The sequence below is a fragment of the Thermodesulfobacterium geofontis OPF15 genome, from assembly GCF_000215975.1.
GTDB classification, from domain to species: Bacteria; Desulfobacterota; Thermodesulfobacteria; order Thermodesulfobacteriales; family Thermodesulfobacteriaceae; genus Thermodesulfobacterium; species Thermodesulfobacterium geofontis.
Window position 1 is genome coordinate 1,007,846 of the sequence record NC_015682.1, and the last position, 26,953, is coordinate 1,034,798.

Genomic DNA, 26,953 nt, shown 5'->3' on the forward strand with positions numbered 1-26,953 from the left:
CCCTATGAATAAATATTTTAATAGTATTATCGGAAAATTTCAAGAAAATTTAAAAATTTTCAGTTTGATCTATTTTCTAATCTTAGTTCTTAATATTTCAGGTTGTGGTTGGCTTATAGTAGGAGGAGGAACTGCATATGAAGGTTATAAAGTAGGATCAGATCCAAGAAGTATAGGAACTCAAATAGATGATGCAACAATTACTGCTAAAGTAAAATTAAAACTTATTGAAGACCCAATAACCAAGGCTCGTAAAATCGATGTAGATACAGTAAATGGTGTAGTTACTTTAACTGGAGTTGTAGAAAGTGAGAAAGAAATAAAAAGAGCTATAGAAATTGCAAAAAATGTTAAGGGAGTTAAAAAGGTAGTTAATAATTTAAGAGTAGAAAAAAGAGGAATAACTTCTTATCTTTCTGATAAAGAAATTACTACAAAGGTTAAACTTAAATTAATAGAGGATCCAGATTTAAAAGCACTTTCCATCGATGTAGATACAGTAAATGGTGTAGTTACTTTAACTGGAGTTGTAGAAAGTGAGTATCAAAAGAAAAAGGCTATAGAACACGCTAAAAGTGTTTCTGGAGTAGTAAAAGTAATTGATAATCTTCAAATTAAAAAATAAAAGGCTAAGGCTGATAATTTTTTCCTTGATATAGATTTCTTTCACTCATAAATTTTCTTAATAAATTAATAACTTCCATTTTCTTTGAAACCCAAGTAGGTGCTAAAATATCTTCTTCTTTTGCTTCTGAACATACTCTATGAATAACTGTTGAAGGTGGAAGATAAGTTAGAGCTAAAGCAACGAGTTCTACATATTCCTCCATTTCAAGAGGCTTATATTCTCCTTTTAAATACATTTCTTCCATTTTAGAACCTTTTGGAATATAGAGGGCGTGAAATTTTATTCCATCTATTTTAAGTTTAGCTAATGTTTTCACAGTTTCCATCATCATTTCTTTTGTTTCCTTAGGTAATCCAAAAATAATATGCACTACTACTGGAATATCATTTTCTTTGAGAAGATGATAAGCTTTTAAAAAATCTTCAAAAGTATGCCCTCTATTAATTAGTTTTAAGGTTTCATTATATATGCTTTGGAGTCCTAATTCTATCCATAAATAATAACCTTTTTCTTGGTAGGTTTTAAGAAGGTTTACTACATTTTCGTCTATACAATCAGGACGAGTCCCTATTGCTAATCCTACTATAGAAGGGTCCATAAAGACTATGTCATAAAGTTCTTTAAGTTTTTCTAAAGGAGCATAAGTGTTAGAGAAAGACTGAAAATAAGCTACAAATTTTTTAAAATTTTTCTTTTTAAAAAGTTCAAGAAAATACCTCAATTGTTCATTTAAGGATTTTCCCTCTATATAAAGTCCTGTTCCAGAACCCTTAGGATCACAATATATGCATCCTCCTAAACCTTTAGTTCCGTCTCTATTAGGACAGGTTAACCCTGCATCTAAGGGAATTTTTTTTACTTTTTCTCCAAACTTTTCTTTTAAAAACTCATTTAAGGTATAATAAAGCTTCTGGGTATTCATATTTTTAAAATAAGATAATTTAAGGAAAAATTCAACTCTGTATCTATTTGTTGTGGTTATTATTTTAGAAAAATTTGCGAAAATATGTTTTTTATTGATTTTTAAAATTAAAGGTTTTAAATTGTTTTTATGGTAATTAAAATTTATAAAATCTGGGAGGATAATTGTGGATAAAAAAGCTTTAGAAGAAGAAATCAGAAAGGTAGCTTATGAGCTTTATGTGAAAAGTGGATATGTACCAGGGAGAGATTTAGAAAATTGGTTAGAGGCTGAAAGAATAGTTTTGGCTAAATACGGATTAACTCCAGAGGAGATGACTCAAGAATCAAGTCTTTCTTCAAACTTTGAAGGAAAGCCTAAGTCAAAAACAAGATGTAGAAAAAAGGTAAAAGAAGGAGCTACCAAAGGAAAAGGTAAATGTAAGAAAAAAGGATAGTTCCCAAATTTTATACCTTTAATAGCTTAGAAACAATAAGCTTTCTTATTTCTTCTATAACAATTAGTGCTATGGCAAAGGGTATTAAAATAAACCATACAGTTAATGGAATTGGATATGTTGAAAATATTTTGTTTCCAACTGGATGATAAACAATAAAAATCTGTAAAGCAATTTCAAAGAGTATTCCAACAAGCAGAAACTTATTTGAAAATATTCCTATGCTAAAAATTGATTCTGTGAAAGAACGTGAGGCAAAGCCATTTGCCACCTGTGCAAGAACTATTCCTGTAAGGCATGCAGTTGTTGCCTGCATATAAAGAATGCTTTTTGCTGAAAGAGCAGAACCCCACTGCCATCCTCCTGTATATAGAACATAAAAGAATCCAAAAAGTCCTGCAGATGCCTCAATTGGTCCTAAAAATAAAAATACCCTTAAAAGAAGCTTTAAATTTAAAAGTCTTTCTTTATGGCTTCTTGGTTGCTTTTTCATTACTTCTTTTGTTGGTTTTTCTGCTCCAAGTGCAAGTGCTGGAAATATATCTGTTCCGAGATCAATTGAAAGAATCTGCATAACTGTGAGAGGGAGAGGTATTCTAAAAATTGCATAAGCAATACATGGTAAAAGTTCAGCAACATTTGAGGTAAAAAAGTATGAGATAAACTTTCTTATATTTTCATAGATTGCTCTTCCTTCTTCAATTGCATTAACAATGGTTGCAAAATTATCATCAAGGAGTATTATTTCTGCAGATTCTTTTGCCACATCTGTTCCACTTCCCATAGCAATTCCTATATCTGCTTTTTTAAGGGCAGGTGCATCATTTACTCCATCTCCTGTAACAGCAACTCTTTCTCCCATTTCTTGTAAAAGGGTTACAATTCTTAATTTATCCTTTGGTGTCATTCTTGTAAAAATTACTTCTTTATGTGAAAGCCTTTCTTTAAGTTCTATATCACTAAGTTTATGGAACTCCTCTCCCTCAATTATCATAGGATTTTCTCTAACCAGTCCTATTTCTTTTGCAATTGCAAGAGCTGTTCTACTTGCATCTCCTGTAATTAGAATTATCTTTACTCCTGCTTCATGACATTTTTTAATAGCTTCTTTGACCTCAGGTCTTGGCGGGTCTTCAAGTCCAATAAGTCCAACAAATATCATGTCTTTTTCAGGCTCATCTTCTGAATAAGCAAAACATAGCACCCTTAATCCTTCATCCATTAGTGAATGGCTGGCATATTTGATTTTTTCTTTTATTTCTTCAGTAAGTTTAACCTTTTTTCCATTTATTTTTGCATATTTACACAAAGGTAAAACAGTCTCAATTGCACCCTTTGTAAGAGAAATCTTGGCTCCATCTATGAGATTAACAGTTGTCATTCTTTTTCTCTCAAAATCAAAAGGTATTTCTGATATTCTTTCTGATACAAAACCTCCAAAATTTTCTTTAACATATTTTAAAAGGGCAACCTCAGTAGGATCACCTTTATATTGATTATCAGAAAATTTGGCATTATTACAAAGATAAGCAATTTTCATAAGCATATCAACTGAGGAAGTGTCAATTGTCCAGATTTTTTTAACTTCCATTTTATTTTGGGTAATTGTTCCGGTTTTATCAGTACATATAACTGTAATTGAGCCAAGAGCTTCAACAGAAGTAAGAGTTTTTATAAGTGCTTTTCTTTTAAGCATTCTCTGACTTCCTATAGCAAGGGATAAAGTAACAGTTGGAAGCATTCCTTCAGGAACAAGGGCAACAATAACACCAATTGCAAAAATAAAGTTTTCCCAGAAGCTTCTTCCAATTGCGTGTCCTACAAAGAAAAAAATTAAGCCGATCAGTGTAGCGAATATAGCTATAAACTTTGATGTTCTTGCAATCTCCTTTTGAAGAGGAGTAGCTTCAGCTTGAACAGTTTCTGTAAGATGGGCAATTCTTCCGAATTCTGTTGTCATTCCTGTTGCAAATACAACCGCTTTCCCGCTTCCTGAAACTACAGTTGCACCTGCAAAAGCGATATTATTGCTTTCAATTATTTCACCTTTAAAGGGTTCGCAAGTTAAAATAATAGGAATAGATTCACCTGTAAGTGGTGCATTATTAACTGTAAGAAAGTTTGACTCAATAACCCTTGCATCTGCTGGAATTTTATCCCCTTCGGAGAGAATAATTAAATCTCCAGGAACAATTTCTCTTGCTGGAATCTCTTTTTGTATTCCATTCCGTATTACCTTTACATAAAAGGGAAGCATTTGCCTTAGTTTTTCAATTGCTTTTTCAGCTTTATATTCCTGCACAAAGGCAAAAATTGCATTTATACAAATAACTCCTATTATAGCAAATCCAAGATGCCTCATTCCTTCACCTGGATGAATATAATCAGAAATAAAAGCTAAAGCTGAAGCAAGCCATAGAATAATTGCAAGGAAATGGGTAAACTGACGTAGAAATTTTAAAACAAAAGAAGTTTTTCGAATTTCTTTGATTTCGTTATAACCAAAATAAAGAAGCCTTCGCTGTGCCTCCTCATCTTTAAGCCCAGCCTCAGATGTATCAAGTAACTTAAAAATCTCTTCCTTAGTAACTTCTGTTATTCTCATTTTCTGTGATATGGTTTAAATATAATTAAATTACAAGGTGGATTTTCAATTAATTTACTTACTAAATCAAGCTTGAAAATTCCCAAAAATTCTGTTTTTTTCTGCTCAACAGCAAGAAGCTCAATCTTTTTTGAAAGAGTTTGAAATATCAAGGTTTCATAAGAAAATTTTGGGAAAATTCTACTTTCAAACTTTATTTCGTGCCTTTTTAAAGATGAAAAAATTTTTTCAATATTTTCGCCTTTTCCAAAATAATTTATAAAGACCTTTGCATGAAAAATTTTTGAAAGATTTATTATAAAATCTGTTTTTTCTTTTAAATAATTTAAATCCCCTTTCAGAATAAAAAGAATTCTTTTAGGAGATATTTTCCCCACGTTGATGATTTTTATTATGACTACTGAACAAGGAAGTTTTAAGGTTTTTTTAAAATCATCTGAGGGTAAAAAGGCAAGGTCGATTTTTTCTTTTAATATAATATCTTTTAACTCTTTAAGCCTTTCACCTTCTTTTATAATGCATTCAGCTTTGAGATGGTTTTTTTCTGCTTCCAGAAAAATTCTTTTTAATATAGTAGAAATCTTTTCAAACTTTATTCCCTTTTTATGAATAAAAAAGAAGCAAAGTGAAGCATTATTGAGCTTTGCAAATTTTAAAGCATAACGAGCAAATATTTCAGCAGTAACAATTTCATTAATTTCTACAAGAACCTTTTTATACACGGTTATAAACAATATAATTTGACAAAAAAGTTTTGTCAAAATAAATATTTTTATTTTATAAAAGTAAGGCTTTTAATTGAAGATGGTAAAAAAACAAAAGAAGATTATATTTAAAATAAAAAAATTAATAAAAATGGTGATTGAGGATGAAGTTTTTAGAGAGTTTTGATGTAATTGTAATTGGGGCGGGGCATGCTGGAATTGAGGCATCTTTAGCAGCAAGCAGAATGGGATGTAAAACCCTTCTTGTTACTATAAATCTTGAACGTATAGGAGCTATGAGCTGTAATCCTTCCATTGGTGGAATAGGGAAGGGACATCTTGTGAAAGAAATAGACGCCCTTGGTGGAGAGATGGCATTAGCTATAGATGAAACAGGAATTCAGTTTAGAAAACTTAATACTAAAAAAGGCCCCGCAGTAAGAGCAACCCGTGCTCAGGCAGATAGATTTAAATATCAAGAAAGAATGAAAAGGGTTTTAGAAAGAACACCCAATCTCTATATTAAACAGGCTTTAGTAACGGGACTTTTAATAAAAGATAAAAGGGTAATAGGTATTGAAACAAAGGCAGGAGAACAATTTGGAGCCAAAGCTGTAATTATTGCTCCAGGAACATTTTTACATGGGCTTATCCATATAGGTTTAGAGAGTTTTCCTGCAGGAAGATTGGGAGATCCTCCCTCTAATAGACTTCCTGAACATTTAAAAGAACTTGGCTTTGAAATGGGAAGATTTAAAACCGGAACCTGCCCAAGACTTGACGGAAGAACTATAGATTATAGTAGACTTGAAATACAATGGGGCGATTTTCCACCTCCGCTATTTTCTTTTAAAAACAAAGGCAAAAGACCCCCTTTACCACAAGTTCCTTGTTTTATAACCTACACTACAGAGAAAACTCACGAAATCATTAGAAATGCCTTAGATAGATCTCCTCTTTTTACAGGGAAAATCAAAGGAAGAGGAGTTAGGTATTGTCCCTCTATTGAAGATAAAGTTTTTAGATTTCCTGATAAAGAAAGACATCAAGTTTTTCTTGAACCAGAAGGACTTGATACAGTAGAGGTTTATCCTAATGGAATAAGTACAAGTCTTCCTATTGATGTGCAGTGGGAAATGGTAAGAAGTATCCCAGGTTTAGAAAAGGCAGAAATTTTAAGACCAGGTTATGGAATAGAGCATGATTATGTGATTCCAACCCAATTAAAACATACTTTAGAAACAAAATTAATTTCAGGTTTATTTTTAGCAGGACAGATAAATGGAACTACAGGATACGAAGAAGCAGCAGCCCAAGGACTTATAGCAGGAATTAACGCAGCTCTTTATGTGAAAGAAGAAGAACCTCTTATCATTGATAGATCTCAAGCTTATATAGGGGTTCTTATAGATGATTTAGTAACTAAAGGAACAGATGAGCCTTATAGAATGTTTACTTCCCGTGCAGAATATAGGCTCCTTTTGAGAGAAGATAATGCAGATTTGAGACTAACTGAAATTGGAAGAAAAATAGGTTTGGTTGACGATGAAAGATGGGAGCTATATTTAGATAAAAAAGAAAAAATAAAAAGAGCGATGGAATTTTTAAAAGAAACAAAAATTTCTCCAGATCGTGTTAATGGCTATCTTGAAAGCATAGGTTCAACTCCTCTAAAATCAAGTATAAGACTTTATGAACTTTTAAGAAGACCTGAAGTAGAGATAAATGTTCTTTCAGAATTAATACCAGATTTAAAAAAATTCCCAGAAGATGTTTTATCAGAAATAGAAACAGAAATAAAATATAGTGGATATATTGAAAAGCAACTTAGAGAAATTGAGAAGTTTAAAAAACTTGAAAATATGAAACTTCCTGAAGATCTCAATTATTTTGAAATCCCAGGGCTTTCTAATGAAATGAAAGAAAAATTTAGCAAAATAAGACCAACCTCAATAGGTCAAGCTTTGAGAATTCCTGGTGTTACACCTGCAGCAATCTCAGCTATCCAAATTTATTTGAAAAAACGCTCATCATCTAATGTTATTTCTCAAGATTTCTAAATAGTTTTAAAAAATTCTTTAAAGGAGGTTTTAAAAGTGGGACTAAAAGAAACCCAGGCTTATCAGTTTTTAAAATTCACTAATTTATCTTTAAAAAATCTTGGGATTAGGGAAGCAGTAGTTCCTCCAGTTTCACCGTTTAAAGAATATCCTGATGCAAAAAAGATAAAACTTTTTATAGATGAATTTCCACCAACTCCCAATTTTTTTGAAATTTTATCAAAAAGAAGGAGTAAAAGAGGTTATAAAAGAGCTCCTTTATCTTTAAAGGAGATTTCTTTATTATGCTATTCTGCACAAGGAGTTACAGGTATTGCTGGACCTTACCTTTTAAGAACTGCACCTTCTGCAGGAGCTTTATATCCTATAGAAACTTATTTGGCAGTTAATTTTTCTTCTGAAATTGAACCAGGGATATACCACTTAGAAATAAGAGATTTTTCTTTAGCCCTTTTAAAAAAAGGATATATGGGAAAAATATTAAGTGAATTAGCTCTTGGACAAGCATTTTTAGGGGGAGCAAGTGTGATTTTTATTTGGTCTGCAGTATTAAGTAGAACTATATCAAAATATGGAAGTAGAGGACTAAGATACATTTTTATGGATGTAGCTCATATTTGTCAAAATGTACTTTTAGCAAGTGAAGCTCTTGGGCTAAAAGCTTGCCCTGTAGGTGCTTTTTTTGATGAAGAGTTGAATAAGTTTTTAGAATTAGATAATGGAGAAAGTGTAATTTATATGGCAACAGTTGGTAAATAATTTTAATCTAAGAAAAATTTCTTTTTAGCTTTTTCTTTTTGGTATTTTTTCCAGGGTTTTTCCTTTTTCTTCCCTTGAGTAATTTTTCTAAAGGGAAGTTTGCTTTCTTCTTTTTCACTTTCTATTTTTGAAATTTGTGCTTTAAAAGGAATAATAAGGGATGGTCTTGAGGGTAATTCCTGTTTAGGACCGTATTTTCTAAGAAATTTTTGATCAATAGGAGGACCTTTTAGGGCTTCATAATTTATTTTATCTACTAAAAAAATTTTTTCTCCAAAAACAAAAACATTAATATCAGAAGGGAAAAATTTAGGAAAAGCTTCTAAAAGGATACAACCTTTTACTTTTGCCCAATTTTCTGCTAATTCTTTATCAGTAAAAAGAGGTATAAGAGAATATATAGGTTCCCATAGCCCTTCTATAGAAATTTTAATCCATAACTTGGGCTTGACAAATGTCCAAAGTGTAGTAAATTTTTTAATTTGTAAATTTTCAATTTTTTGGGGAGGTGAGTAATAAAGGAGTTTTGGTTTAACTAAATTGAAATTTTGCGAAATTTCGAAAAAATCTCTATAATAATAAGAAAAAAATTGTTTTAAAATTTTTAATTTTACTTTTTTAAATTTTTTAGTAAAAATTAGAACTTGAAAAATTTCTTTGATTTTAAAAAATCCATTATTATCAGGTATTAAACCAAATTCTTCAGGATGATGTGCTAAAATATAATTTAAAAATTTAAAAAGCAAATTATTTATCATTGAATATATAATATAAATGAATTATTTTTTAATAAGCTATTTAAGAAAAGCTAATTCAATACTATAGCATAAAATTTATTAAAAGGTAAGGGGTGATAAAATAATATGGCTTCAAAAGATTTACATGAAAAAATTGTAGAGCTTGGCAAATCTGGGCAACTTACTTATGATCTATTGAATAGTATATTACCAGAAGAATATAATGATCCCGATAAAATGGAAGAAATTTTTGATCTTCTTGAATCTTATGGAATAGAATTAAAAGAGCTTGATCCTTATGAAAGAGAGGAATTAATAGAAAAAAAGGTTCAAGATAAAATAAAAGAATTATCCATCTTTGTAGAAGGGGAGCTCGAAGAAGAGGAAACTATTTCTGAACCAGGAAGTGAGGAGCTATTGTCTATTTATCTAAAAGAAATGGGAAAATATGAGCTTCTAACACCAGAAAAAGAAGAAGAATTATCAAGGCAAATAAGAGAAGGTTTTGAAAAAATAATTGAGCTTATAGAAAATACAAAAATTTCTTTAAAAGAAATAAAAGAACTTAAAGAAACTATAAAAGAATGGAAAAGAAGAGATCCTAATTTAAAGCCCAAGAAAAGTTATGTGAATTATCTTGAAAATACTATAAAAGCTTGTGAAGAAAAATATAAAAACTTAAATAAAAAAAGTATTATAAACTTCTGTGAAGAAATTAAAAAATATATTGCTCAAATTGAAAAGGCAAAAGATGAAATGGTAAAAGCTAATCTAAGGTTAGTAGTTTCTATAGCTAAAAAATATATAAGACAAGGTCTGCCTTTAGCAGACTTAATTCAAGAAGGAAATCTTGGTCTTATGAGAGCAGTTTATAGATTTGATTATAGAAAAGGAAACAAATTTAGCACCTATGCTTCTTGGTGGATAAGACAATCTATTACCAGAGCAATACTTGATAAAACTCGTACCATAAGATTACCTGTACATTTCTTAGAATTGAGAAATCATGTATTTAAGGTATTTTATGAACTCTCCAAAGAATTGGGAAGAGAGCCAACTCCTGAAGAACTTGCCCAAAGAACTGGTGTACCCTATGAAAAAATTTTGACAATTTTTGAAACCTCAAAAGAACCTGTTTCTTTAGAGACTCCTATCGGAGATGAGGATAGCACACTTGGTAATTTTATAGAAAATAAAAAGAGTCCTTCTCCCTATGAAACAGCCAGGAAAAAAGATGTATCTGAAAAATTAAAGAAATTTTTAGCTACCCTTTCTCCAAGAGAAGAAAAAATAATTCGTATGAGATTTGGTTTAGGAGAATATGGAGGATATACTTTAGAAGAAATTGGATATATGTTTAAGGTTTCAAGAGAGAGAATAAGACAGATTGAAAAGAAGGCTCTTGCTAAAATGAGACAACTTGTTCAAAAAGAGAAATTTGATCTTAGAGATTAAAAAGTCCTGACTGCTTTGGTTTTTTAGGTTTAGGAGAAAAGGTTTTTAAGGGGAAATTTTTAAAATAGGAAGAAACTCCTTTATTTAAAGTAAAATTAAAAACTTTCCTTTCTCTTACCGAGGTAAAGAAAAATCCATTTTTTGCTCTGGTAAGAGAAACATAAATAAGTCTTTTTTCTTCATCTTCCGAAGTGTCTTCAAATAATTTTAAAGGTATTAATCCATCTTCTGCACCTACTAAAATTACATATTCAGCTTCTAGTCCTTTAGATGCATGAATAGAAAGGAAATTAACTCCTTCCTTGTAAGGATTTATAAAATCAGAAGGTTCAAGAATTTTAAGATAACTTATAAATTTTTCTTTATCTTCAGAAGCTAAGGCCCAAAGGTTTTCTAAAAAATTCCTTATTTCTGGGTCACAGTTTTCGATAAGTTTATCTATTGGAAATGCACTTTTCTCCAAAAGATTTAAAAACTCAGTAATTTTTTCAAAGCAATTAAAGGCGTCTTCTTCTACAACATTTATAGGGATTCCCTCTTTTAAAAATTTATTTTTTAAAGAAGAAAACACATTTTTAATTCTTGAAAGAATAAAAATATCCTTTGGAGATGTAGATCTATATTTCTGATTCTCCAATTGAAGCCCACCTAAAAGATTTTTAACCAGATTAACAAGGTAATCTTCTTCTTCGAAAGTGTTGGGGAATATGAACCCTTGAATTGTTCCATTTTCTTTTAAACTTTTGTAAGGAGGAACCTTCCAAGGTGCAGTTTTAAAGTTTTCAGCATATTTTAAAATCCTTTCAGGGCATCTAAAACTTAAAGTTAGATTAAATACCTTTATATGAGGTTTGAAATTATGCCAGAAGGTATAAATTTTTTCTAAATTTACTCCTCTAAAGCCATAAATAGATTGATTGGGATCGCCGAATAACAAAAAATTAGCCTTTTGAAAAGGTTTTAAAAATTCCAATATATCTGGTGAAAGATCTTGGAATTCGTCTATTATAATATAGTAGTTCTTAAAGTCAGGTAAATTAATTTTAGAGACCTCATAAAGTAAAAGTTCAAAATCAAGTAAATTTTTTGATCTAAGATATTTAAAATACATTTCTTTGTATTTCTCATTTCTTAAAGGATTTTTAATTTTGGGGAAAAGTTTTTTTAAAATCATAGTTTTTTCTTTTTCTGAAATTAAAGGAGGCTCCTTATTGAAGTAATCTCTCCAAAGATCATAGGCAAGTCCGTGAAAGGTATCAATTTTTATAAAACTAAGCTTTTCTTTCTTTAAACGAGCTTTTAATTCCTGAGAAGTTTTGAGAGAAAAAGTCAAAACTAAAATCTTTTCAGGAGGATTATTTTCTAAAAGATATTTAATTTTATTAATAAGAGTATAAGTTTTTCCTGTCCCTGGTCCAGCAATAACTATCAAATCTCCTTCTTGGGAAAGAATTTTCTTTTGTTCTTCAGTAAGGTTTTCAAACATTTTTTAGTAATTAAAAATCTTTAAAAGCTTGTTTTTTTAAGATTATTTTATATAATCTTCAATTTAAATTAAGATTGGAAATGGAAAAGATGAAAAAAATTGAACATTTGTATTTTTATTTGCTTCTTTTATTGGTAATCTTTTTTGGTCTTTATATAAGATTTGATGACATAAAATTTTGGGAAGAAAGAAAAGAGATATTTTTTTATAAGGATTTACCTATTTATAGTGAATACGATTCTTATTATTTTGCAAGACTTGCTTTAGATATAAAAGAAGGAAAATTTAAGCCGGGTTCTATCGACAACTACAGATTTTTTCCTGATAATTCTTCTAAAGCAAAACTTGATGAAAAGACCAAATTTTATCCAGAATATTCAATTTCAGGTAATTTGTTAAGTATAATCTGGGCCTATCTTTCTAAGTGGTTTAATATCTCTCTTGAAAAACTTACTTGGTACTTGATACCCGTTTTAGCTACACTTGTTGCTTTTCCTATGTTTTTTTATCTTAAAGATCTTAATTATTCCTATGCAGGATTGATAGGAGGGCTGATAGCTATTTCAGCTCCCATGTATCTTTCAAGAACAAATCTTATGAGACTTGACCATGATATTTTAAATTTAACTTTTCCAATTTTTATTGCTTATACCTTTTACAAATTTTTTAAAACTCAGGAGAAACTTAAAAAATATATATGGATTTTGATAAGTTCTATATCCTTAGTGTTATACCAATTATGGTACGCTCATCCTAATCTTAATTTTGTCTTAGTTTTTATGTTCCTATTAAGATATTTTTGGGATAGAAAATTAAATTGGATTAAAGAAGATATTTTGTTCATTATCTTACTTATACTTCCGCAGCTCTGGTATATATATATAGGTCCTTTTCATCTTTATGAACAGGTAAAAGTCTTAGTTTTTAATATTAAAAGTCCTACTTCTGCTGAAATTTTATTTAAAGACTTTCCTAATGTTTTTATGTCTATTTCTGAATTACAAAGATTACAATTTAAAGAGGTTATAGAAAGTGTTATTTTAAACTACTATTTAGGAATTTTGGGGCTTATAGGAGCTTTTCTTTTCTTTCTTTTTAATTTGAGAAACACACTTTTTATTTTACCTTTTTTTGTAATAGGACTTTTATCCTTTTTTTCAGGTGCTCGTTTTGCAATGTATCTTGCACCATTTATAGGAATAGGAATAGGCTATTTAATTTATTTATTTTTTAATCAATTTATGCCTAAGTTAGCACTATTTAAAGAACCAGAAAAGCAAAGATTAATAATTCACTTTATAGGGTCTTTTCTTCTTCTTTTAACTATATGGGCTCAAAAACCTGTTTTGGGATTTAATAGCTATCCCAAGGTTTTTTCTCCATTAGTTAAAGATATGGAGTATATTAAAATTCATACGCCTGAGAATAGTGCTATTTGGACATGGTGGGATTATGGTTATGCCTTTCAGCTTTACTCAAGAAGAACAACTTTCCACGATGGTGGATCTCAGAGTTCTCCTAAAACATATTTTATAGCAAGAAGCTTTACTACTTCAGATCCGAGGGAAGCTTGGTTTATTACTTCTTTTATAAGTAATTTTGGATTAACAGGTATTGCAGAAAAATTAAAAGAAGGGATTTCTGCAAAAGAATTGGTAGAAAAAATAAGAGAGGGAAAATATATAAAAGAGATAAAAACACCAATTTACTGGGTATTTACTTTGGATTTATTTGGGAAATTTGCTTGGATCCATTACTTTGGAAGTTATAATTTTGACACTAAAGAAGGAAGATTTGGAAGAATTATAGCTCCAAGTCAATGCAAAATTTTAACTGAAAATTTTATTGATTGCGAAGATGGAAGACTTTCTATAGATTTAAACAGCGGTATAATAACGGATTCTTCTAAGGGAGTAGCCACTATTAGTAATTTTTATTTTAAAACCCCAGAAAATTTTTTTCAAAAAAAGTTTTTTGAAAGAGGTTATGTAGTTGAGGTTGTTAAAGGAAAAGAAGGAGGACAGGTTTTTATATTAGATAAAGATGTTTTTGAAACTCTGTTTAATCAGATGTTTATCTTAAGAAAATATGATCCCAAGTATTTTGAATTAGTTTTTGATGATTTTCCTTATATGGTAATATATAAAGTAAAAGAAAAAATTTAACCAAGGAGCAATTAAATATGGCATTTATCATAAATCTTAAAAATTTAGAAATGAAAGCCCATCCTAAATTTGAAGGCGTTAAAATAGGATATATTCTTACTAAAGAAAAACATCCAGAGTTAAGTATTACTGTTCTTGAAATTTCGCCTGGTGCTGAAATTCCATTACATACACATGAAAAAGAGGTAGATACCATTTTTGTTTTAGAAGGAACTGCCAAAATATACATAGAGGACGCATGGAAAACTGTAAAAAAAGGAGATGTAATTGTAATTAGCCCTAAAGAAGTTCACGGAGTTAAAACCTTAGGTAAAAAACCTTTTAAGTGTTATATTGTTCATGCTCCAGCCCTTTGGTAAGGTTAATTTTTATGGTTGTTAATATTCACGAAAAAGCTCAGATATTAATTTCAGCTCTTCCATATTTTAGAAAATTTTACAAAAAAATTATGGTTATTAAATATGGCGGACATGCCATGGTTGATGAAGCCTTGAAATCTGCCTTTGCTCAAGACATAGTATTAATGAAGTATGTAGGAATTCGCCCAGTTATTGTTCATGGAGGAGGTCCTCAAATAAATCAGGTTATGGAAAGAATGGGTTTAAAGCCAATTTTTATTGAAGGACAAAGGGTTACAGATGAAGAAACTATGAATGTTGTTGAGATGGTTCTTGTAGGTACAGTAAATAAAAAAATTGTAAGTTTTATAAATAAAGCCGGGGGGAAAGCTGTTGGACTCTCAGGAAGAGATGGAAATCTTATATTAGCAGAAAAAATGACAGTTTATAAATACACTGGAGAAGATAGACCACCAGAAATTATAGATATAGGGAGAGTAGGGAAGGTTAAAGAAATTAATCCCGAAGTTTTATATACCCTTATTGAAAATGATTTTATTCCTGTTATAGCTCCTGTTGGAGTAGGACCTGATGGAGAAGCTTATAATATAAATGCAGACCTTGTTGCAGGAGCATTAGCAGGAGCTTTGGGGGCAGAAAAATTAATTTATCTTTCAGATGTAGAGGGAGTTAAAGATGAAAAAGGAAATTTAATTTCTACCCTTTATGTAGAGGATATAAATGAGCTTATTGAAAAGGAGATAGTTAAAGGAGGAATGATTCCAAAATTAAAAAGTGCAAGAAAGGCGATTTTATCAGGAGTAAAAAAGGTTCATATTATAGATGGTAGAATAGCCCATAGTTTAATTATAGAACTCTTTACTGATGAAGGACTGGGGACTCAAATTTTGGCTAAAGGAGGGGATTAAGGTTGGAAGCTGAAATTTTAGAAAAAAGTTATGATCCTAAAAGGGTTGAAGAAAAATGGTATAAAATTTGGGAAGAAAAAGGTTATTTTGAGCCAACTTATGATAAAACTAAACCCAAATTTTCTATAGTAATTCCTCCTCCAAATGTTACAGGAGCTTTACACATCGGTCATGCATTAAATAATACACTTCAAGATGTATTGGTTAGATATAAAAGAATGGATGGATATGATGTATTGTGGGTTCCTGGTACAGATCATGCAGGAATAGCAACTCAAAATGTAGTTGAAAAGGAATTAGCTAAAGAGGGTCTTACAAGATATGATTTAGGAAGAGAGGCTTTTTTGAAGAGAGTTTGGGAATGGAAAGCATTATACGGAGGCAAAATTATTAGCCAACTTAAAAAATTAGGTGCAAGTTGCAGCTGGTCCTATGAAAGATTTACTATGGATGAGGGACTTTCTCGTGCAGTTAGAGAAGTATTTGTTAGACTTTGGGAAGAAGGTTTAATTTATAAGGGAGACTATATTATCAACTGGTGTCCCAGATGTGAAACAGCTCTTGCGGATTTAGAAGTAGAATTTGAAAGTGTAGCAGGAAAACTTTGGTATATAAAATATCCCTTAGAAGATGGTAGCAATTATATTGTTGTTGCTACTACAAGACCAGAAACCATGCTTGGAGATACAGCAGTAGCAGTGCATCCTGAAGATAAACGATATAGAGCTTTAATTGGTAAAAATATAAAACTCCCTTTAATAGGAAGGATTATACCTATTATTGCTGATAAAATAGTTGATCCTGAGTTCGGAACAGGAGCTGTTAAGGTTACACCAGCTCACGATTTTACAGATTTTGAGATTGCAAAAAGACATAAATTACCTTTTGTAAAAGTTATAGATGAAAAAGGAAAAATGACTGAAGAAGCAGGAAAATATGTAGGACTTGATAGATTTGAAGCAAGAAAAAAGGTAATAGAAGATTTAAAAAAAGAAGGACTTTTAGAAAAAGAAAAAGATTATCAACTCGTTTTAGGGCATTGTTATAGGTGTAATACTGTAATTGAACCTTTGCTTTCAAAACAGTGGTTTGTGTCTACTAAACCTCTTGCACAGCCAGCTATCTCAGCAGTAGAATATGGATTTATTAAGTTTATTCCTGAAAACTGGGTTAATCTCTATTTTGATTGGATGAGAAATATAAGAGATTGGTGTATTTCAAGACAAATATGGTGGGGTCATAGAATACCTGTCTGGTATTGTAGCTCTTGCGGAGAAACTATAGTAAGTAGAGAAGAAAATGTAGATATATGCCCTTTTTGTGGGTCTAAGGAATTAAAAAGAGACGAAGATGTACTTGATACTTGGTTTTCTTCAGCTCTTTGGCCCTTTTCTACCCTTGGTTGGCCTGAAAAAACAGAAGCTCTAAAAACTTTTTATCCTACCTCGGTTTTGGTAACAAGTTTTGATATTATCTTTTTCTGGGTTGCCAGAATGATAATGATGGGAATTCATTTTACAGGTCAAATCCCTTTTAAAAATGTATATATCCATGCCTTGGTGAGGGATGAAAAAGGACAAAAAATGAGCAAAAGTAGAGGAAATGTGATAGATCCTTTAGAAATGATAGAGAAATATGGAACCGATGCTTTAAGGTTTACTTTAATTGCTCTTGCTGCCCAGGGAAGAGATATTAAACTTTCAGAAGCTCGTATTGAAGGATTTAGACATTTTATTAATAAAATTTGGAATGCTGCCAGATTCGTTTTAATGAACCTAAAAGATTATATTCCTGATAAAAAAGACCTTAATTTTGAGGAACTACCTTTATTTTCTAAATGGATTCTTTCTGAGCTTCAAAAAACTATAAAAATAACCAGAGAAAAACTTGAAGAATTTGAATTTGATCAATCAGCTATGCAAGTTTATCACTTTTTTTGGGATAAATTCTGCGATTGGTATTTGGAAATTTCTAAAATTTATTTAAAAGATCCTAATTATAGAAAAAGCACTCAAAAAGTACTCTTAGAGGTTCTTAAAAATTCATTAAAATTATTGCATCCTTTCATACCTTTTATCACAGAAGAAATATGGCAATATCTTCCTGAAAGAGAGACCGAGCACATTATTATAGCTAAATATCCTTTATATGAAGAAAAATTTGTTGACGAAATTGCTGAAAAGTGGGTTAAAATTTTGCAAGAATTAATTGTAGGGATAAGAAGTATAAAAGCTGAATATAACTTGACTACGAAAACCGATTTAGTTGTTACTTTTAGAAGTTCAGATAAAGAGGTTTTAGATTTTATTAAAAATCAAAAAGAACCGATCAAATTTTTAGCAAAGATTTCAGATATTGAATTGAGGAGTAATTATGAAAAGAAAAAGGGTGAAGTTTCTGTAGTTTTACAAGAAGGTGAAATATTTATAAACCTTGAAGGATTAATTGATGTAGAAAAAGAAATAAAAAGATTGGAAAAGGAAAAAGAAAAAATAGAAAAAAAATTGGTTCAAATTGAGAAAAAATTAAAAAATAAGGAATTTTTGGAAAAAGCACCCAGAGAAATTGTTGAAAAAGAAAAAAATAGTTATAATGATTTAAAAGAAAGGCTTAATAAAATAATACATTATCTTTCTGATTTAAAATAAAATGAAAAAGAAGTTATAAAATGGATGCAGATAAACGTTATTATACTCGTTATGTAATTTCTTTAAAGGGAAGGGTGGCAACTGAAAAAGGAAGTACCTTTCCGGTTGAAATTGTAGATATAAGTGCAGAAGGAGCAAGGTTAAAGACAGATTCTCAAGTAAATTTAAATAAAGGAGATATTATAAATTTAGTAATAAAATGGAAGTCGTCTATTAAAACTAAGGCTGAAATAAGATGGGTTAAAAATGAAAAATTTCACACAGAATTTGGAATAATGTTTACAGAAATGGATATGGCAAATAGAGAAGCTCTATCTTCTCTTATTTCAGAAATTGCTTTAGCTTCCCTCAGTGATTTATATACTCGCTAAAGAAATTTTCTTTTTTAATAACAAATATTTTTGAAATTCCTTTTTCTTCCATAGTTACACCAAGAAGGGTATCTACTTCCTTCATAATATGTGGATTATGGGTAATTAAAATTATTTGGGAAGATCTTTTAATTAAATCAAGAAGTTTAATAAATTTTAAGGAATTTTTTTCATCTAAAAAGGCATCTACTTCATCTAATATACAAAAGGGTCCAGGTTTAACTAAATAAAAGGAAATTAAGATAACTAAAGCGCAAAGGGATTTCTCTCCTCCAGAAAGCATATTTATATGCTTTAGACCTTTATGAGGAAAATTTATTTTTAGCTCAAGCCCAGAGCTTAAAGGATCTTCTCCTGAAAGCAAAAGTTCAACCTTCCCATTTTTAAAAACAAGAGGAAAAATCTCCTCTAATTTTTTATTAACCTCTTCCAAGGTTTTTAAAATTCTTTCTCTTGATATTTCTCTAATATTTTCTAAAATTTTTTTAAATTCTCTTATACTTACCTCTAAATCCTCTTTTTCTTTCATTAATTTTTCATATCTTTGGGATACGAATTCAAATTCCCTTAAACTTGCTAAATTAACTTCTTTAAATTCATTTAATAAATTTTTTGTTTTCTCAATTTCTTCTTCGACTTCCTCAAGGTTAAATTTTTCTTTATTTTCTTGAATAAATTCGGTTTCTATTTCAAACCCAAATTCTTTTAAATTCCTATAAATAGAATCTAAAAACAATTTTTTCTCTAACAAATACAATTCTAAATTGTGTTCCTCAGTATCTAATTCCTTGAGTTCCTTTTCTATTTTTCTCTTTTTATTTTCTAAAGCTTTTAATTTTTTTTCTCCTTCCTCCTTTTTCATTAAAAGATCTTCAAGGACTTTAGTAAGATCAGAAATTTCAGAACTTAAATTTTTAATTCTTTTATTAAACTCTTTTATTTTGTCTTTCAAATAGTTAATTTCTTTTAGTAAAGCTTCTTTATCAAATTCATACTGTCTTAAGAAAATCTTTATTTTTTTAATTTCTTCCTGAATAAAGTCTTTTCTTTTTCTTAAATTTTCTTCTTCAGTTTTTATTTTTATTATTTCTTGTTCAAGAAAATTAATTTTTTGATTGATTTCTTCTAAATTTTCTTTTAAACTTAGATTTTCTTTCTTAACTGTTTCATATTCTTTTTTCCTTCTATTAATCAATTCACTTATATCAATTAGTTTTTTATTGAGATTTTCTTTCTCATCTTTTAAACTTTTTAATTCATTCTCGATATGATTTATTTTTTCTCCTAAATTTATTTTTTCTGTCTCCAATTTTATACAAGATATTTCTATCTTTTCCTTTTGAGATCTTAAATTTTCAAGCCCATTATTAATATTTTTAATTTCTTTCTCAGCCCTTTTAAGTTCCTTTTCCAAATTTTCTATTTTTAACTTTAATTCTTTCTCCTTTTCAAGAAGAGTTTTTAAATCTTTTTCTAAAGCTTCAACTTTATTTAAAAGATCTATTTTTTCTTTTTTTAAACTAAAAACACCCTTTTTTTCTTTTCTTATAAAGCAAATAAATCCATAAGGAGTTAATAAAATTTTTTCTTTTATAAAATAAATGAATCTGGGATGTGTTTTATAACTTTCTAAAATTTCATCTGAAAAAGAATTATATCTTTCTATAGAAAAAGATTTAATTATTTCAGGTTCTCCCCAAAGAAAGATAATATTTTCTTTAAGGTCTTGTGAGATAAAATTTTTTATTAAATTAAGTTCTTCTATCACAAAGGCATCTAAATTTTCTTTAAATATTAACTCAAGTAATGATATATCTTCAGTACTTAAATTAAGATAACTTTCCAAAGAGGGTAAATTTAAATTTTTTGAAATTGAAGATAAATTTTTAGAAAGTATCTTTTCTATTAGACTTAGTCTATCTTTTAAAGATTGTATCTCAATTAAAAGGTTTTGCTTTTTAGCATTGAAATTTTCAAGCTTTTTATATAATTCCTTACTATCTTCAATGATTTTTTCTTTAAAATTAATTAAATCCTCTAAAGTTTTCTCTTTTTCTTTAAATAGATTTTCTAAAGCCTTTTTTTCTTTTTCTAAGTTTTTCAAATTTATAAAAAGATCTTCTAAAATTTTTTCATTTATATCCTTTTCTTTTTCTAATTGAGAAATTTTTTTTTCAAGAGAGTTTCTTTTTTCTTTGAGATTTTCTTCTTCTTTTTCTGTTAAAAGATATTCTTTTTCAAAATTTTGGAAATTTTTGAGTTTTTCTTCAAATATTTTTGAAATTTTTTCTTTTTCTCTTTTAAGATTTATTAAATTTTCATTGAGGGTTTCTTTTTTTTCTCTCAGATTTTTTAAACTAATTTCTATAGTAGAAAGTTCTTTATTAAAATTGTTAAATTTTTCTTCTTCATTTTCTCTTTTTAGTTTTATTTTTTCCAATTTATGGTTTAATTCGTTTTCTTGTTTTACTAAATTTTCTAAATTTTCTTTATGTTCTTTTAAGTAATTTTCTTTAGATTGTAGATCCTTTTTAAGATCCTTTATTTTTCTTTCTAAAATAAGAATTTCCTGATAAATTGCTTGTTCTTCTTTTTCTAAACATTCTACTTCTTTTTCAAGGGTTTGTTTTTGATTTAAAAGTTCCTCCTTTCTTTTTTTTAATTTTTCTTTTTCTTTTTGGTTTAATTCAAGTAGATACAAATTTTTTTGGATTAAAAGCTTTTGGAGTTTTTCTTTTAAGCTTATATATTTTCTTGCCTCTTCTGCCTGTTTTTTTAAAATTTCATACTGTCCTCTAACTTCATTAATTATGTCTTTAAGTCTTAATAGATTTTCTTCTGTTTTTTGAAGATTTTTAAGTGTATTTTCTTCAGTAATTTTTAATTTTGAGACACCTGCAAGATCTTCCAAAAGTATTTTTCTTTCCTTAGGGGAAAGGTCAATAAATTTGCTTACTTCCCCCTGTTCAATAATTCCGTAACTTTGAGGATTTACTCCTAAATCAAGAAAGAGAAACTGTATATCTTTAAGTCTACAAGGTTTTTGATTAATAAAATATTCGCTTTCTCCATTTCTATAAAATCTTCTTGTAATTAATATTTCTGGAAAATCTTTATATGTTTCCCACACTGGGGGTTCATGATTTAAAAGGAGTTTTACTTCCGCAAAGTCGATATTTCTATTGTTATTTCCTGAAAATATTAGATCAGAAAGTTCTTTTACTCTTAATTTTTTGGGGCTTTGTTCTCCAAGAACCCAGCGTATAGCATCAAGTATGTTACTTTTTCCGGATCCGTTTGGACCAACAATAGCTGTTATTTTTGGAGAAAAAGGAATGGAAACTTTATAAGGAAAAGACTTAAAACCATAAATTTCTAATCTTTTAATAAACATTTACCTAAAAAACATGAGAAGGTTACCCTATTATACCACAAACACTAAAATTAAAAATAAAAATTGCCACTTCGTAAGTGGTAATTTTCTACCACTTACGAAGTGGTAGATGGTAGGGTTATGCTTCTTTTAGTTTTAGATATTCCTTTATTTCATGAATGAGCATAGCAGGGGTTTTTATAGGATAATGTATATTATTTATTATTTCTTCAGCAGAGGAACCTTTAATGGTTAGTCCATCAAGTTTTTCCTTTAGTTCTTCTGGAGAGGTTATAGGATATTTTATTCCCTTTGTTTTTCTTAAAACTAAATAAGCCCAAGGTATATCAAGTCCTCTTAATATATCTTCTGCCAAGGCAGAAGAATAATAGAAGAAGGTTTGAGCATCATGTCCTTCTTTAATTTCTTTATAAGCAAGTTTTGCAATACCACCTGCAGTATGAACTTTAAGCTCTCTTGCTTCTTCGTTTACTAATTCTTCTAAAGCTTTTATTTTTTGAAGAGCAAGTTCTGGATCAGCTCTTAGAATATTTCTTACTGTATTTTTGGTTAAACCAACTTTAGAGGCAATTTCTTCGTCTGTTTTCATAAATTCTTCTTTTAAAACCACTACAAAAGCAGCCCTTGCTAAAGAGGGAAGCCAAGTGAGTGTTCTAAATTCAGCAAGTTTACCGAGACCCCCTAAAAGTTCTATAGCTTTAAAAAACACACGGTTTACCAAATGTTCTATTTCTGCATCAGAAACAACAGGACTTCCAATTTGTATAACCATTTTATCACCCCCTTATTTAATTTTAGAAATTGGCTCTTTAATTACTACTAAACCTTCTTCTGTTATTTCTAAAAAGTGAGTTTTAGTATCATGCCCGCACATTCTACATCCATCAATTCTGAAAAGTCTGACAATATCACCTACTTCTTTTTTATAAAGTTTTGCTTTAAAAGAGGAATCAATAAGTTCTTTTGCTAAAACCATTGTTCCATCAACAATATGACCAACTGCATATCCACCAGCTGCTTCAGCTGTTAATTCTTCATGACCGCTTCTTTTTTGAGAAACAAAAAGAGCTGTTTGATACCACTTTTTCATAAAATTAAAAAGCCTTCTTACAATAGCACGAGCAAGCATTTCTTTTGTTTCAAAAAGACCTGTGACAGAATCTATAATGGTGAAATTTACTTTATAATTTTGGATAACATAAGCTAAGGTAGCAAGAAGATCAGGAATATTTTCCCTTAGTCTGGTTGAAGAGGCTGCATCAATAAGAATTATATTATCTTCAAAATCTTCAAATCTAAATCCCATAGCATTCGCTCTTAATTTTAAAGATGCCACCACAAAATTAGCAGGAGCTTCAACTGTTATAAAAGCTACCTTTTCACCTAAGGATGCCTGTTTGACAGCAAATTGTTCTACCATCAAAGATTTTCCGGTATCAGAAACTCCTGTAATATTGAAAACTGAATAAGCTGGTATCCCCCCAAGATTTTTCTTTACCAACTTTCCATTTTCAGAGGTCACTATAAAAAACAAATCATCAAGTCCAACTATACCTGTAGGGACTCCATATACCTTAGGTGCTTTTTTAATAGCTTGACTTCCAGTATAAATAGACTTTAAATCAGGTTCACCTACACCATAAATACCTTCTTCTTTTTTCTCAATTTTTTCAGTTTTATCCCATTTTTCCATCGCTTTTCTCCTTTTATATATTTTTTTAAAAAATTAAATCTATTTTTCGTAAATTCAAGACAAATTTAAACAAATTTATATAAAAACAAACGGGTTAAAAACTTATTTGATCATGATTATATCTATTGTTTGATTTTTGAAAATGGAGTATATTAAAAAGGCAAATGAGAAAGACTAAAATAATTGCAACTCTCGGTCCAGCATCAAGAAATTATCAAGCTATTAAAGCCCTTATAGAAGCAGGGGTTGATGTTTTTAGGCTCAATTTTTCTCATGGAGATATAGATTATCATAAGGAAAATATACAAAGGATTAAAAAAGCCTCTTTAGAGCTTAAAAAAACAGTTGCAATTTTACAAGACCTTTCTGGACCAAAAATAAGAATAGGTGAAGTAAAAAATCCTTTTCCTTTATATCAAGGAGAAATTTTAGAAATTTATAAAGAACCTGTTTTTTGCAAAAAGAAAGACAAGGTTGGTAAAGTATATATAGATCATCCTGAAATTTTGAAAGAAGTTAAAAAGGATGATTTAATTTTTATAGCAGATGGACTTATAAAGGTTAAAGTAATAGAAAAAAGATCTGAGAAGGTAATAACAGAAGTAATTCAGGGAGGAGTTATTTCTTCAAAAAAGGGTCTTAATTTTCCTGGTGCAGAAATTCCAATAAAAGCTTTAACAGAAAAAGATAAAAAAGATTTGGAATTTGGTCTAAAAGAAGGGGTTGATTTTATTGCCCTCTCATTTGTAAGAAATAAGAAGGATATATTAGATGCAAGAGAAATTGCTCAAAAATTTGATAAAGATATCCCTATTTTTGCTAAAATTGAAACTCAAAAAGCTTTGGATAATATAGATGAAATAACAGAAGTTTCTGATGGGTTAATTATTGCAAGAGGAGATTTGGGAGTTGAAATTCCTGTAGAAAAAATTCCTGTTATTCAAAAAATTCTTATAAAAAAGGCAAGAGAGTATGGTATTCCTGTAGTAATTGCTACTCAGATGCTAACTTCCATGATAAATTCCACTATGCCCACAAGGGCTGATGTTTCAGATATAGCAAATGCTGTTTTTGAGGGAGTAGATGCCCTTATGCTTTCTGATGAAACTGCTGTAGGTAATTATCCTGTTGAGGCTGTAAAAACTATGGTAAGAGTTATTGAGGAGGCAGAAAAATTTTATGATGAAAAATTAGAAAAAATAAAACCTGTTTCTCCAGATTTTGCTATAGCCCATAGTAGTTGTATTTTAGCTGAAGAAATAGGTGCCAAAGCTATAGTTGTTTTTACTAAATCTGGAAGTTCAGCTAAAAGAGTAGCTAAATTTAGACCAAAGCCTCTTATTATAGTAAATGTGCATAATGAAGAAATTTTAAGAAGATTAAAAATAGTTTGGGGAACTTATCCATATATGGTTTTATCAGAAAAAGAAGAGCCAGAAAATATGGTAAAAGAATTTGTTAAAAAAGCCTATCAAGAAAAATTGATAAAAGAAGATGATACCTTAGTTTTAACTATGGGTTATCCTATGGGTAAAATTGGTTCTACAAATCTTATTAGAATAATAAAAAAAGATCAAATATTAGAATTTGTGAGTAAATAAAGATTATGCCTATTTTTACTCCTATTCAGGTAATTAAATTAATTGATCTTGCTAAAAAAAATCGCATAGCTCCTGTTTATCTTTTAATAGGACCCGAAAATATTTGTAAGGAAAAAGCTAAAGAAATCTATGAGGTTTTAAGAGAAAAAAACTTACTTTTAGAAGTTTACAATCTTAAAGATAAAGAAGAAAGACAAATCTTTCTTGAAACAAGAGGATATCAAGAAAGTTTATTTGGAATAAGAAAGGTTTATCTTATCTTAGGAGCAGAAAATATTACCTCTGAAAAAGAAAAAGAAATAATTAAAAATCTTAATGAAAGAAAGGAGTTATTTAGCTGGTTTTTAATTAGTGAAAATTTTAATGAAAATCGTCCTTTATATCAATATGCCTTTGAAAATGGAGCCATTATACCCTTTTCTACCAAAAGAGAGGAGGATCTTTTAGAATCAGAACTTATAATGACTCTAAAGAAATATGGGAAAAGCATGGACAAAAGCACAGCAAGCCTGTTTATTTCCTTAGTGGGCAAAGATTATCATTACTTTAAAAATGAACTTGAAAAATTGATTTTTTATACTGAAGATAGATCAATAATAACTGAAGAAGATGTTTGGGAAATTGTTTCTCCCTCTGAAGAGGATGCTTTATTTTATTTAGCAGATAAGTTTTTCCATTATGGACCTGAAAGGGCATACAAAATAGTTCTAAATCTTTTAGATAGAAAGATAGAACCTCCCAAAATTTTAGGACACCTTTATAAATTTTTCAAAAAGATGCAGATATTAAAAGAATTTTTGGAAAAATATCCAGAACTTGCCTCAGAAAAGAGATATCCCAATTTTAATAAAAAATTTCAAGAGCTAAAGGATAGTCCCTTAGAAGAGATACCCAAAATAATTGCAGAATCTCATCCCTATGCCTTATTTAATATAAAAATTCACTCAGAAAAAATAAAAGATTTTAATTTTATATTTGAGGAATTTTTTAAAGCTGACCTTGCTATAAAAAGAGATTTCAAAAATCCAGGTAAAGTTTTTAATGAGCTATTTCTAAATATATGGTATAAAATGGAAAAAGAGAAAAATTAAAGCTTCTCCCAAATTTTTTTGATCTCTTCTTTATTTTTTTCTATAAACTCTAATTTTTCTTGAAAATCTTCAAAAGAAACATTTTTGAATTGAATTTCCATTTCTTTTTTTTCAAAATAGGGTGGAAAATTAAGATAAATATTTTTTTTGCGAAATTTTTCAACTAATGGAGAGATTTTGATCCATTTATGAAAATAAAAGGAATAATAAAGTTCTTTTAAAATTTTAAAAAATTCTGTCTTTCTTTTGTTAAAATCCTCTTCTTTAAGAATTTCTTTTAATTTTTCTGGTAAAAGAGAGGGAAGGTCTTTTCGCTTTTTATAATCTAAAAGTTTTTCTAAAACTTCTTTTTGTTCGCTAAAGGTTAAGTTTAATTTCTTAAGAATCTCTAAGAAATCTTCTCTTTCCTTTGAGGATAAATCAACAAGTCCTACTGCAACCTTTGGATTTAATTTTTCTTCTACAATAAGTGTTTTAAAAGGCTCATCAAGGCTATAAATTGCGCTTAAATATTCTATCCAGTAATAGGAAGGATTTAAGTTTAGTTTAGAAAGAAGATTTATCACCTCTTCTATAGAAAAGAAATTTAAAGCCTTTCCTACAACTTCTGCTTTTTCAACAATATTTAAGGTTCTAAAAAGATTACTTTCAAGAGATAGGAGAAAAAGTTCTTTTGATGAATAATTTTCTCCGATAAAAGCAGGTATTTCATAAATCCCCAGATCCTTGCAAGCAATTATTCTTCCTTCTCCACAAATAATTTTTAATTTTGGATAATTTTTTTCTAAAAAAAGGATAGGTGGTTGGAGAAGCCCTACAGATTTTATGCTATTTTTTAAAAGTTCTCCTCTTTTTGGATAAGAAAAAAGGTAGGTCCTATCTTGAAGATCTACATTTTCTATGGAAAGAGTAGTATATTTTAAGGGCACTT

Annotated in this window: 21 protein-coding genes; 12 read left to right on the forward strand and 9 right to left on the reverse strand. The window is 29.3% G+C overall.

What is annotated here, in order from left to right; all coding sequences use genetic code 11:
- The first annotated feature begins 4 nt into the window (after window positions 1–4).
- Window positions 5–625, forward strand: a complete 621-nt coding sequence (locus TOPB45_RS05285) for a BON domain-containing protein (RefSeq protein ID WP_013909816.1) — start codon at window positions 5–7, stop codon at window positions 623–625.
- Between the two features lie 4 nt (window positions 626–629).
- On the opposite strand, the gene TOPB45_RS05290 is transcribed toward TOPB45_RS05285, so the two are convergent.
- Window positions 630–1,550 carry a TIGR01212 family radical SAM protein gene (locus tag TOPB45_RS05290; protein WP_013909817.1) on the reverse strand — a complete coding sequence of 307 codons (921 nt, stop codon included), beginning with the start codon at window positions 1,548–1,550 and terminating at the stop codon, window positions 630–632.
- A gap of 166 nt (window positions 1,551–1,716) precedes the next feature.
- On the opposite strand from TOPB45_RS05290, the gene TOPB45_RS05295 reads away from it, so the two are divergent.
- Complete coding sequence (locus tag TOPB45_RS05295; RefSeq protein WP_013909818.1) at window positions 1,717–1,986, forward strand: DUF2934 domain-containing protein; 270 nt, start codon at window positions 1,717–1,719, stop codon at window positions 1,984–1,986.
- A gap of 10 nt (window positions 1,987–1,996) precedes the next feature.
- On the opposite strand, the gene TOPB45_RS05300 is transcribed toward TOPB45_RS05295, so the two are convergent.
- Complete coding sequence (locus tag TOPB45_RS05300; protein WP_013909819.1) at window positions 1,997–4,591, reverse strand: cation-translocating P-type ATPase; 2,595 nt, start codon at window positions 4,589–4,591, stop codon at window positions 1,997–1,999.
- Window positions 4,588–5,313: a universal stress protein gene (locus TOPB45_RS05305; RefSeq protein WP_144011488.1), complete on the reverse strand. Its 726-nt coding sequence runs from the start codon at window positions 5,311–5,313 to the stop codon at window positions 4,588–4,590. The genes TOPB45_RS05300 and TOPB45_RS05305 overlap by 4 nt, the downstream gene beginning before the upstream one ends.
- Window positions 5,314–5,459: 146 nt before the next feature.
- Here TOPB45_RS05305 and mnmG point away from each other — a divergent pair, with 146 nt between their 5' ends.
- Both mnmG and TOPB45_RS05315 read left to right on the forward strand, forming a co-directional pair.
- Window positions 5,460–7,355 carry a tRNA uridine-5-carboxymethylaminomethyl(34) synthesis enzyme MnmG gene (gene mnmG / locus TOPB45_RS05310; RefSeq protein WP_013909821.1) on the forward strand — a complete coding sequence of 632 codons (1,896 nt, stop codon included), beginning with the start codon at window positions 5,460–5,462 and terminating at the stop codon, window positions 7,353–7,355.
- 36 nt (window positions 7,356–7,391) lie between these two features.
- Entirely contained in the window at window positions 7,392–8,114 is a 723-nt protein-coding gene (locus TOPB45_RS05315) for a SagB/ThcOx family dehydrogenase (protein ID WP_013909822.1), read from the forward strand.
- Between the two features lie 2 nt (window positions 8,115–8,116).
- Here the strand turns inward: TOPB45_RS05315 and TOPB45_RS05320 are convergent, their stop codons facing one another.
- Window positions 8,117–8,860, reverse strand: coding sequence for a hypothetical protein (locus tag TOPB45_RS05320; protein ID WP_144011489.1), 744 nt, complete (start codon window positions 8,858–8,860; stop codon window positions 8,117–8,119).
- Window positions 8,861–8,977: 117 nt separating this feature from the next.
- On the opposite strand from TOPB45_RS05320, the gene TOPB45_RS05325 reads away from it, so the two are divergent.
- A complete protein-coding gene (locus tag TOPB45_RS05325) occupies window positions 8,978–10,306 on the forward strand; it encodes a sigma-70 family RNA polymerase sigma factor (RefSeq protein WP_013909824.1) in 1,329 nt (442 codons plus the stop codon).
- Here the strand turns inward: TOPB45_RS05325 and TOPB45_RS05330 are convergent.
- The gene (locus TOPB45_RS05330) at window positions 10,296–11,792 is read right to left on the reverse strand and encodes a UvrD-helicase domain-containing protein (protein WP_013909825.1); all 1,497 of its coding nucleotides are present in this window, start codon (window positions 11,790–11,792) and stop codon (window positions 10,296–10,298) included. The genes TOPB45_RS05325 and TOPB45_RS05330 overlap by 11 nt on opposite strands.
- A gap of 89 nt (window positions 11,793–11,881) precedes the next feature.
- Here TOPB45_RS05330 and TOPB45_RS05335 point away from each other — a divergent pair, with 89 nt between their 5' ends.
- From TOPB45_RS05335 to TOPB45_RS05355, 5 genes are read left to right on the forward strand one after another with little or no spacing between them, the layout of a single operon-like run.
- Window positions 11,882–13,957, forward strand: a complete 2,076-nt coding sequence (locus TOPB45_RS05335) for an Oligosaccharyl transferase STT3 subunit (RefSeq protein ID WP_013909826.1) — start codon at window positions 11,882–11,884, stop codon at window positions 13,955–13,957.
- Window positions 13,958–13,974: 17 nt separating this feature from the next.
- A complete protein-coding gene (locus TOPB45_RS05340; protein WP_013909827.1) occupies window positions 13,975–14,316 on the forward strand; it encodes a cupin domain-containing protein in 342 nt (113 codons plus the stop codon).
- Between the two features lie 11 nt (window positions 14,317–14,327).
- Window positions 14,328–15,224, forward strand: a complete 897-nt coding sequence (gene argB / locus TOPB45_RS05345) for an acetylglutamate kinase (protein WP_013909828.1) — start codon at window positions 14,328–14,330, stop codon at window positions 15,222–15,224.
- Window positions 15,225–15,226: 2 nt separating this feature from the next.
- A complete protein-coding gene (locus tag TOPB45_RS05350) occupies window positions 15,227–17,872 on the forward strand; it encodes a valine--tRNA ligase (RefSeq protein ID WP_013909829.1) in 2,646 nt (881 codons plus the stop codon).
- A gap of 20 nt (window positions 17,873–17,892) precedes the next feature.
- Entirely contained in the window at window positions 17,893–18,243 is a 351-nt protein-coding gene (locus tag TOPB45_RS05355) for a PilZ domain-containing protein (protein ID WP_013909830.1), read from the forward strand.
- On the opposite strand, the gene TOPB45_RS05360 is transcribed toward TOPB45_RS05355, so the two are convergent.
- The 3 genes from TOPB45_RS05360 to TOPB45_RS05370 all read right to left on the reverse strand — a co-directional run bounded on the left by TOPB45_RS05360 (window position 18,221) and on the right by TOPB45_RS05370 (window position 23,330).
- Window positions 18,221–21,637 carry an AAA family ATPase gene (locus tag TOPB45_RS05360; RefSeq protein WP_013909831.1) on the reverse strand — a complete coding sequence of 1,139 codons (3,417 nt, stop codon included), beginning with the start codon at window positions 21,635–21,637 and terminating at the stop codon, window positions 18,221–18,223. The two genes, TOPB45_RS05355 and TOPB45_RS05360, sit on opposite strands and share 23 nt — an antisense overlap.
- Window positions 21,638–21,755: 118 nt before the next feature.
- Entirely contained in the window at window positions 21,756–22,409 is a 654-nt protein-coding gene (locus TOPB45_RS05365) for a circadian clock protein KaiC (protein ID WP_013909832.1), read from the reverse strand.
- A gap of 12 nt (window positions 22,410–22,421) precedes the next feature.
- Window positions 22,422–23,330, reverse strand: coding sequence for a KaiC domain-containing protein (locus TOPB45_RS05370; protein WP_013909833.1), 909 nt, complete (start codon window positions 23,328–23,330; stop codon window positions 22,422–22,424).
- 164 nt (window positions 23,331–23,494) lie between these two features.
- Here TOPB45_RS05370 and pyk point away from each other — a divergent pair, with 164 nt between their 5' ends.
- Together pyk and holA are read left to right on the forward strand one after the other, a co-directional pair.
- Window positions 23,495–24,931: a pyruvate kinase gene (pyk, locus tag TOPB45_RS05375; RefSeq protein WP_013909834.1), complete on the forward strand. Its 1,437-nt coding sequence runs from the start codon at window positions 23,495–23,497 to the stop codon at window positions 24,929–24,931.
- A 5-nt stretch (window positions 24,932–24,936) separates the two neighbouring features.
- Complete coding sequence (gene holA, locus TOPB45_RS05380) at window positions 24,937–26,022, forward strand: DNA polymerase III subunit delta (RefSeq protein ID WP_013909835.1); 1,086 nt, start codon at window positions 24,937–24,939, stop codon at window positions 26,020–26,022.
- Here the strand turns inward: holA and TOPB45_RS05385 are convergent.
- Window positions 26,019–26,951 carry a ParB/RepB/Spo0J family partition protein gene (locus TOPB45_RS05385; protein ID WP_013909836.1) on the reverse strand — a complete coding sequence of 311 codons (933 nt, stop codon included), beginning with the start codon at window positions 26,949–26,951 and terminating at the stop codon, window positions 26,019–26,021. The two genes, holA and TOPB45_RS05385, sit on opposite strands and share 4 nt — an antisense overlap.
- Window positions 26,952–26,953 lie beyond the last annotated feature (2 nt).

Coding starts and splice junctions, on each gene's coding strand:
- TOPB45_RS05370 (WP_013909833.1), bottom strand. CDS start 23,330: ATGGAAAAATGGGATAAAACTGAAAAAATTGAGAAAAAAGAAGAAGGT.
- holA (WP_013909835.1), top strand. CDS start 24,937: ATGCCTATTTTTACTCCTATTCAGGTAATTAAATTAATTGATCTTGCT.
- TOPB45_RS05340 (WP_013909827.1), top strand. CDS start 13,975: ATGGCATTTATCATAAATCTTAAAAATTTAGAAATGAAAGCCCATCCT.
- mnmG (WP_013909821.1), top strand. CDS start 5,460: ATGAAGTTTTTAGAGAGTTTTGATGTAATTGTAATTGGGGCGGGGCAT.
- argB (WP_013909828.1), top strand. CDS start 14,328: ATGGTTGTTAATATTCACGAAAAAGCTCAGATATTAATTTCAGCTCTT.
- TOPB45_RS05355 (WP_013909830.1), top strand. CDS start 17,893: ATGGATGCAGATAAACGTTATTATACTCGTTATGTAATTTCTTTAAAG.
- TOPB45_RS05300 (WP_013909819.1), bottom strand. CDS start 4,591: ATGAGAATAACAGAAGTTACTAAGGAAGAGATTTTTAAGTTACTTGAT.
- TOPB45_RS05285 (WP_013909816.1), top strand. CDS start 5: ATGAATAAATATTTTAATAGTATTATCGGAAAATTTCAAGAAAATTTA.
- TOPB45_RS05290 (WP_013909817.1), bottom strand. CDS start 1,550: ATGAATACCCAGAAGCTTTATTATACCTTAAATGAGTTTTTAAAAGAA.
- TOPB45_RS05325 (WP_013909824.1), top strand. CDS start 8,978: ATGGCTTCAAAAGATTTACATGAAAAAATTGTAGAGCTTGGCAAATCT.
- pyk (WP_013909834.1), top strand. CDS start 23,495: ATGAGAAAGACTAAAATAATTGCAACTCTCGGTCCAGCATCAAGAAAT.
- TOPB45_RS05360 (WP_013909831.1), bottom strand. CDS start 21,637: ATGTTTATTAAAAGATTAGAAATTTATGGTTTTAAGTCTTTTCCTTAT.
- TOPB45_RS05365 (WP_013909832.1), bottom strand. CDS start 22,409: ATGGTTATACAAATTGGAAGTCCTGTTGTTTCTGATGCAGAAATAGAA.
- TOPB45_RS05335 (WP_013909826.1), top strand. CDS start 11,882: ATGAAAAAAATTGAACATTTGTATTTTTATTTGCTTCTTTTATTGGTA.
- TOPB45_RS05330 (WP_013909825.1), bottom strand. CDS start 11,792: ATGTTTGAAAACCTTACTGAAGAACAAAAGAAAATTCTTTCCCAAGAA.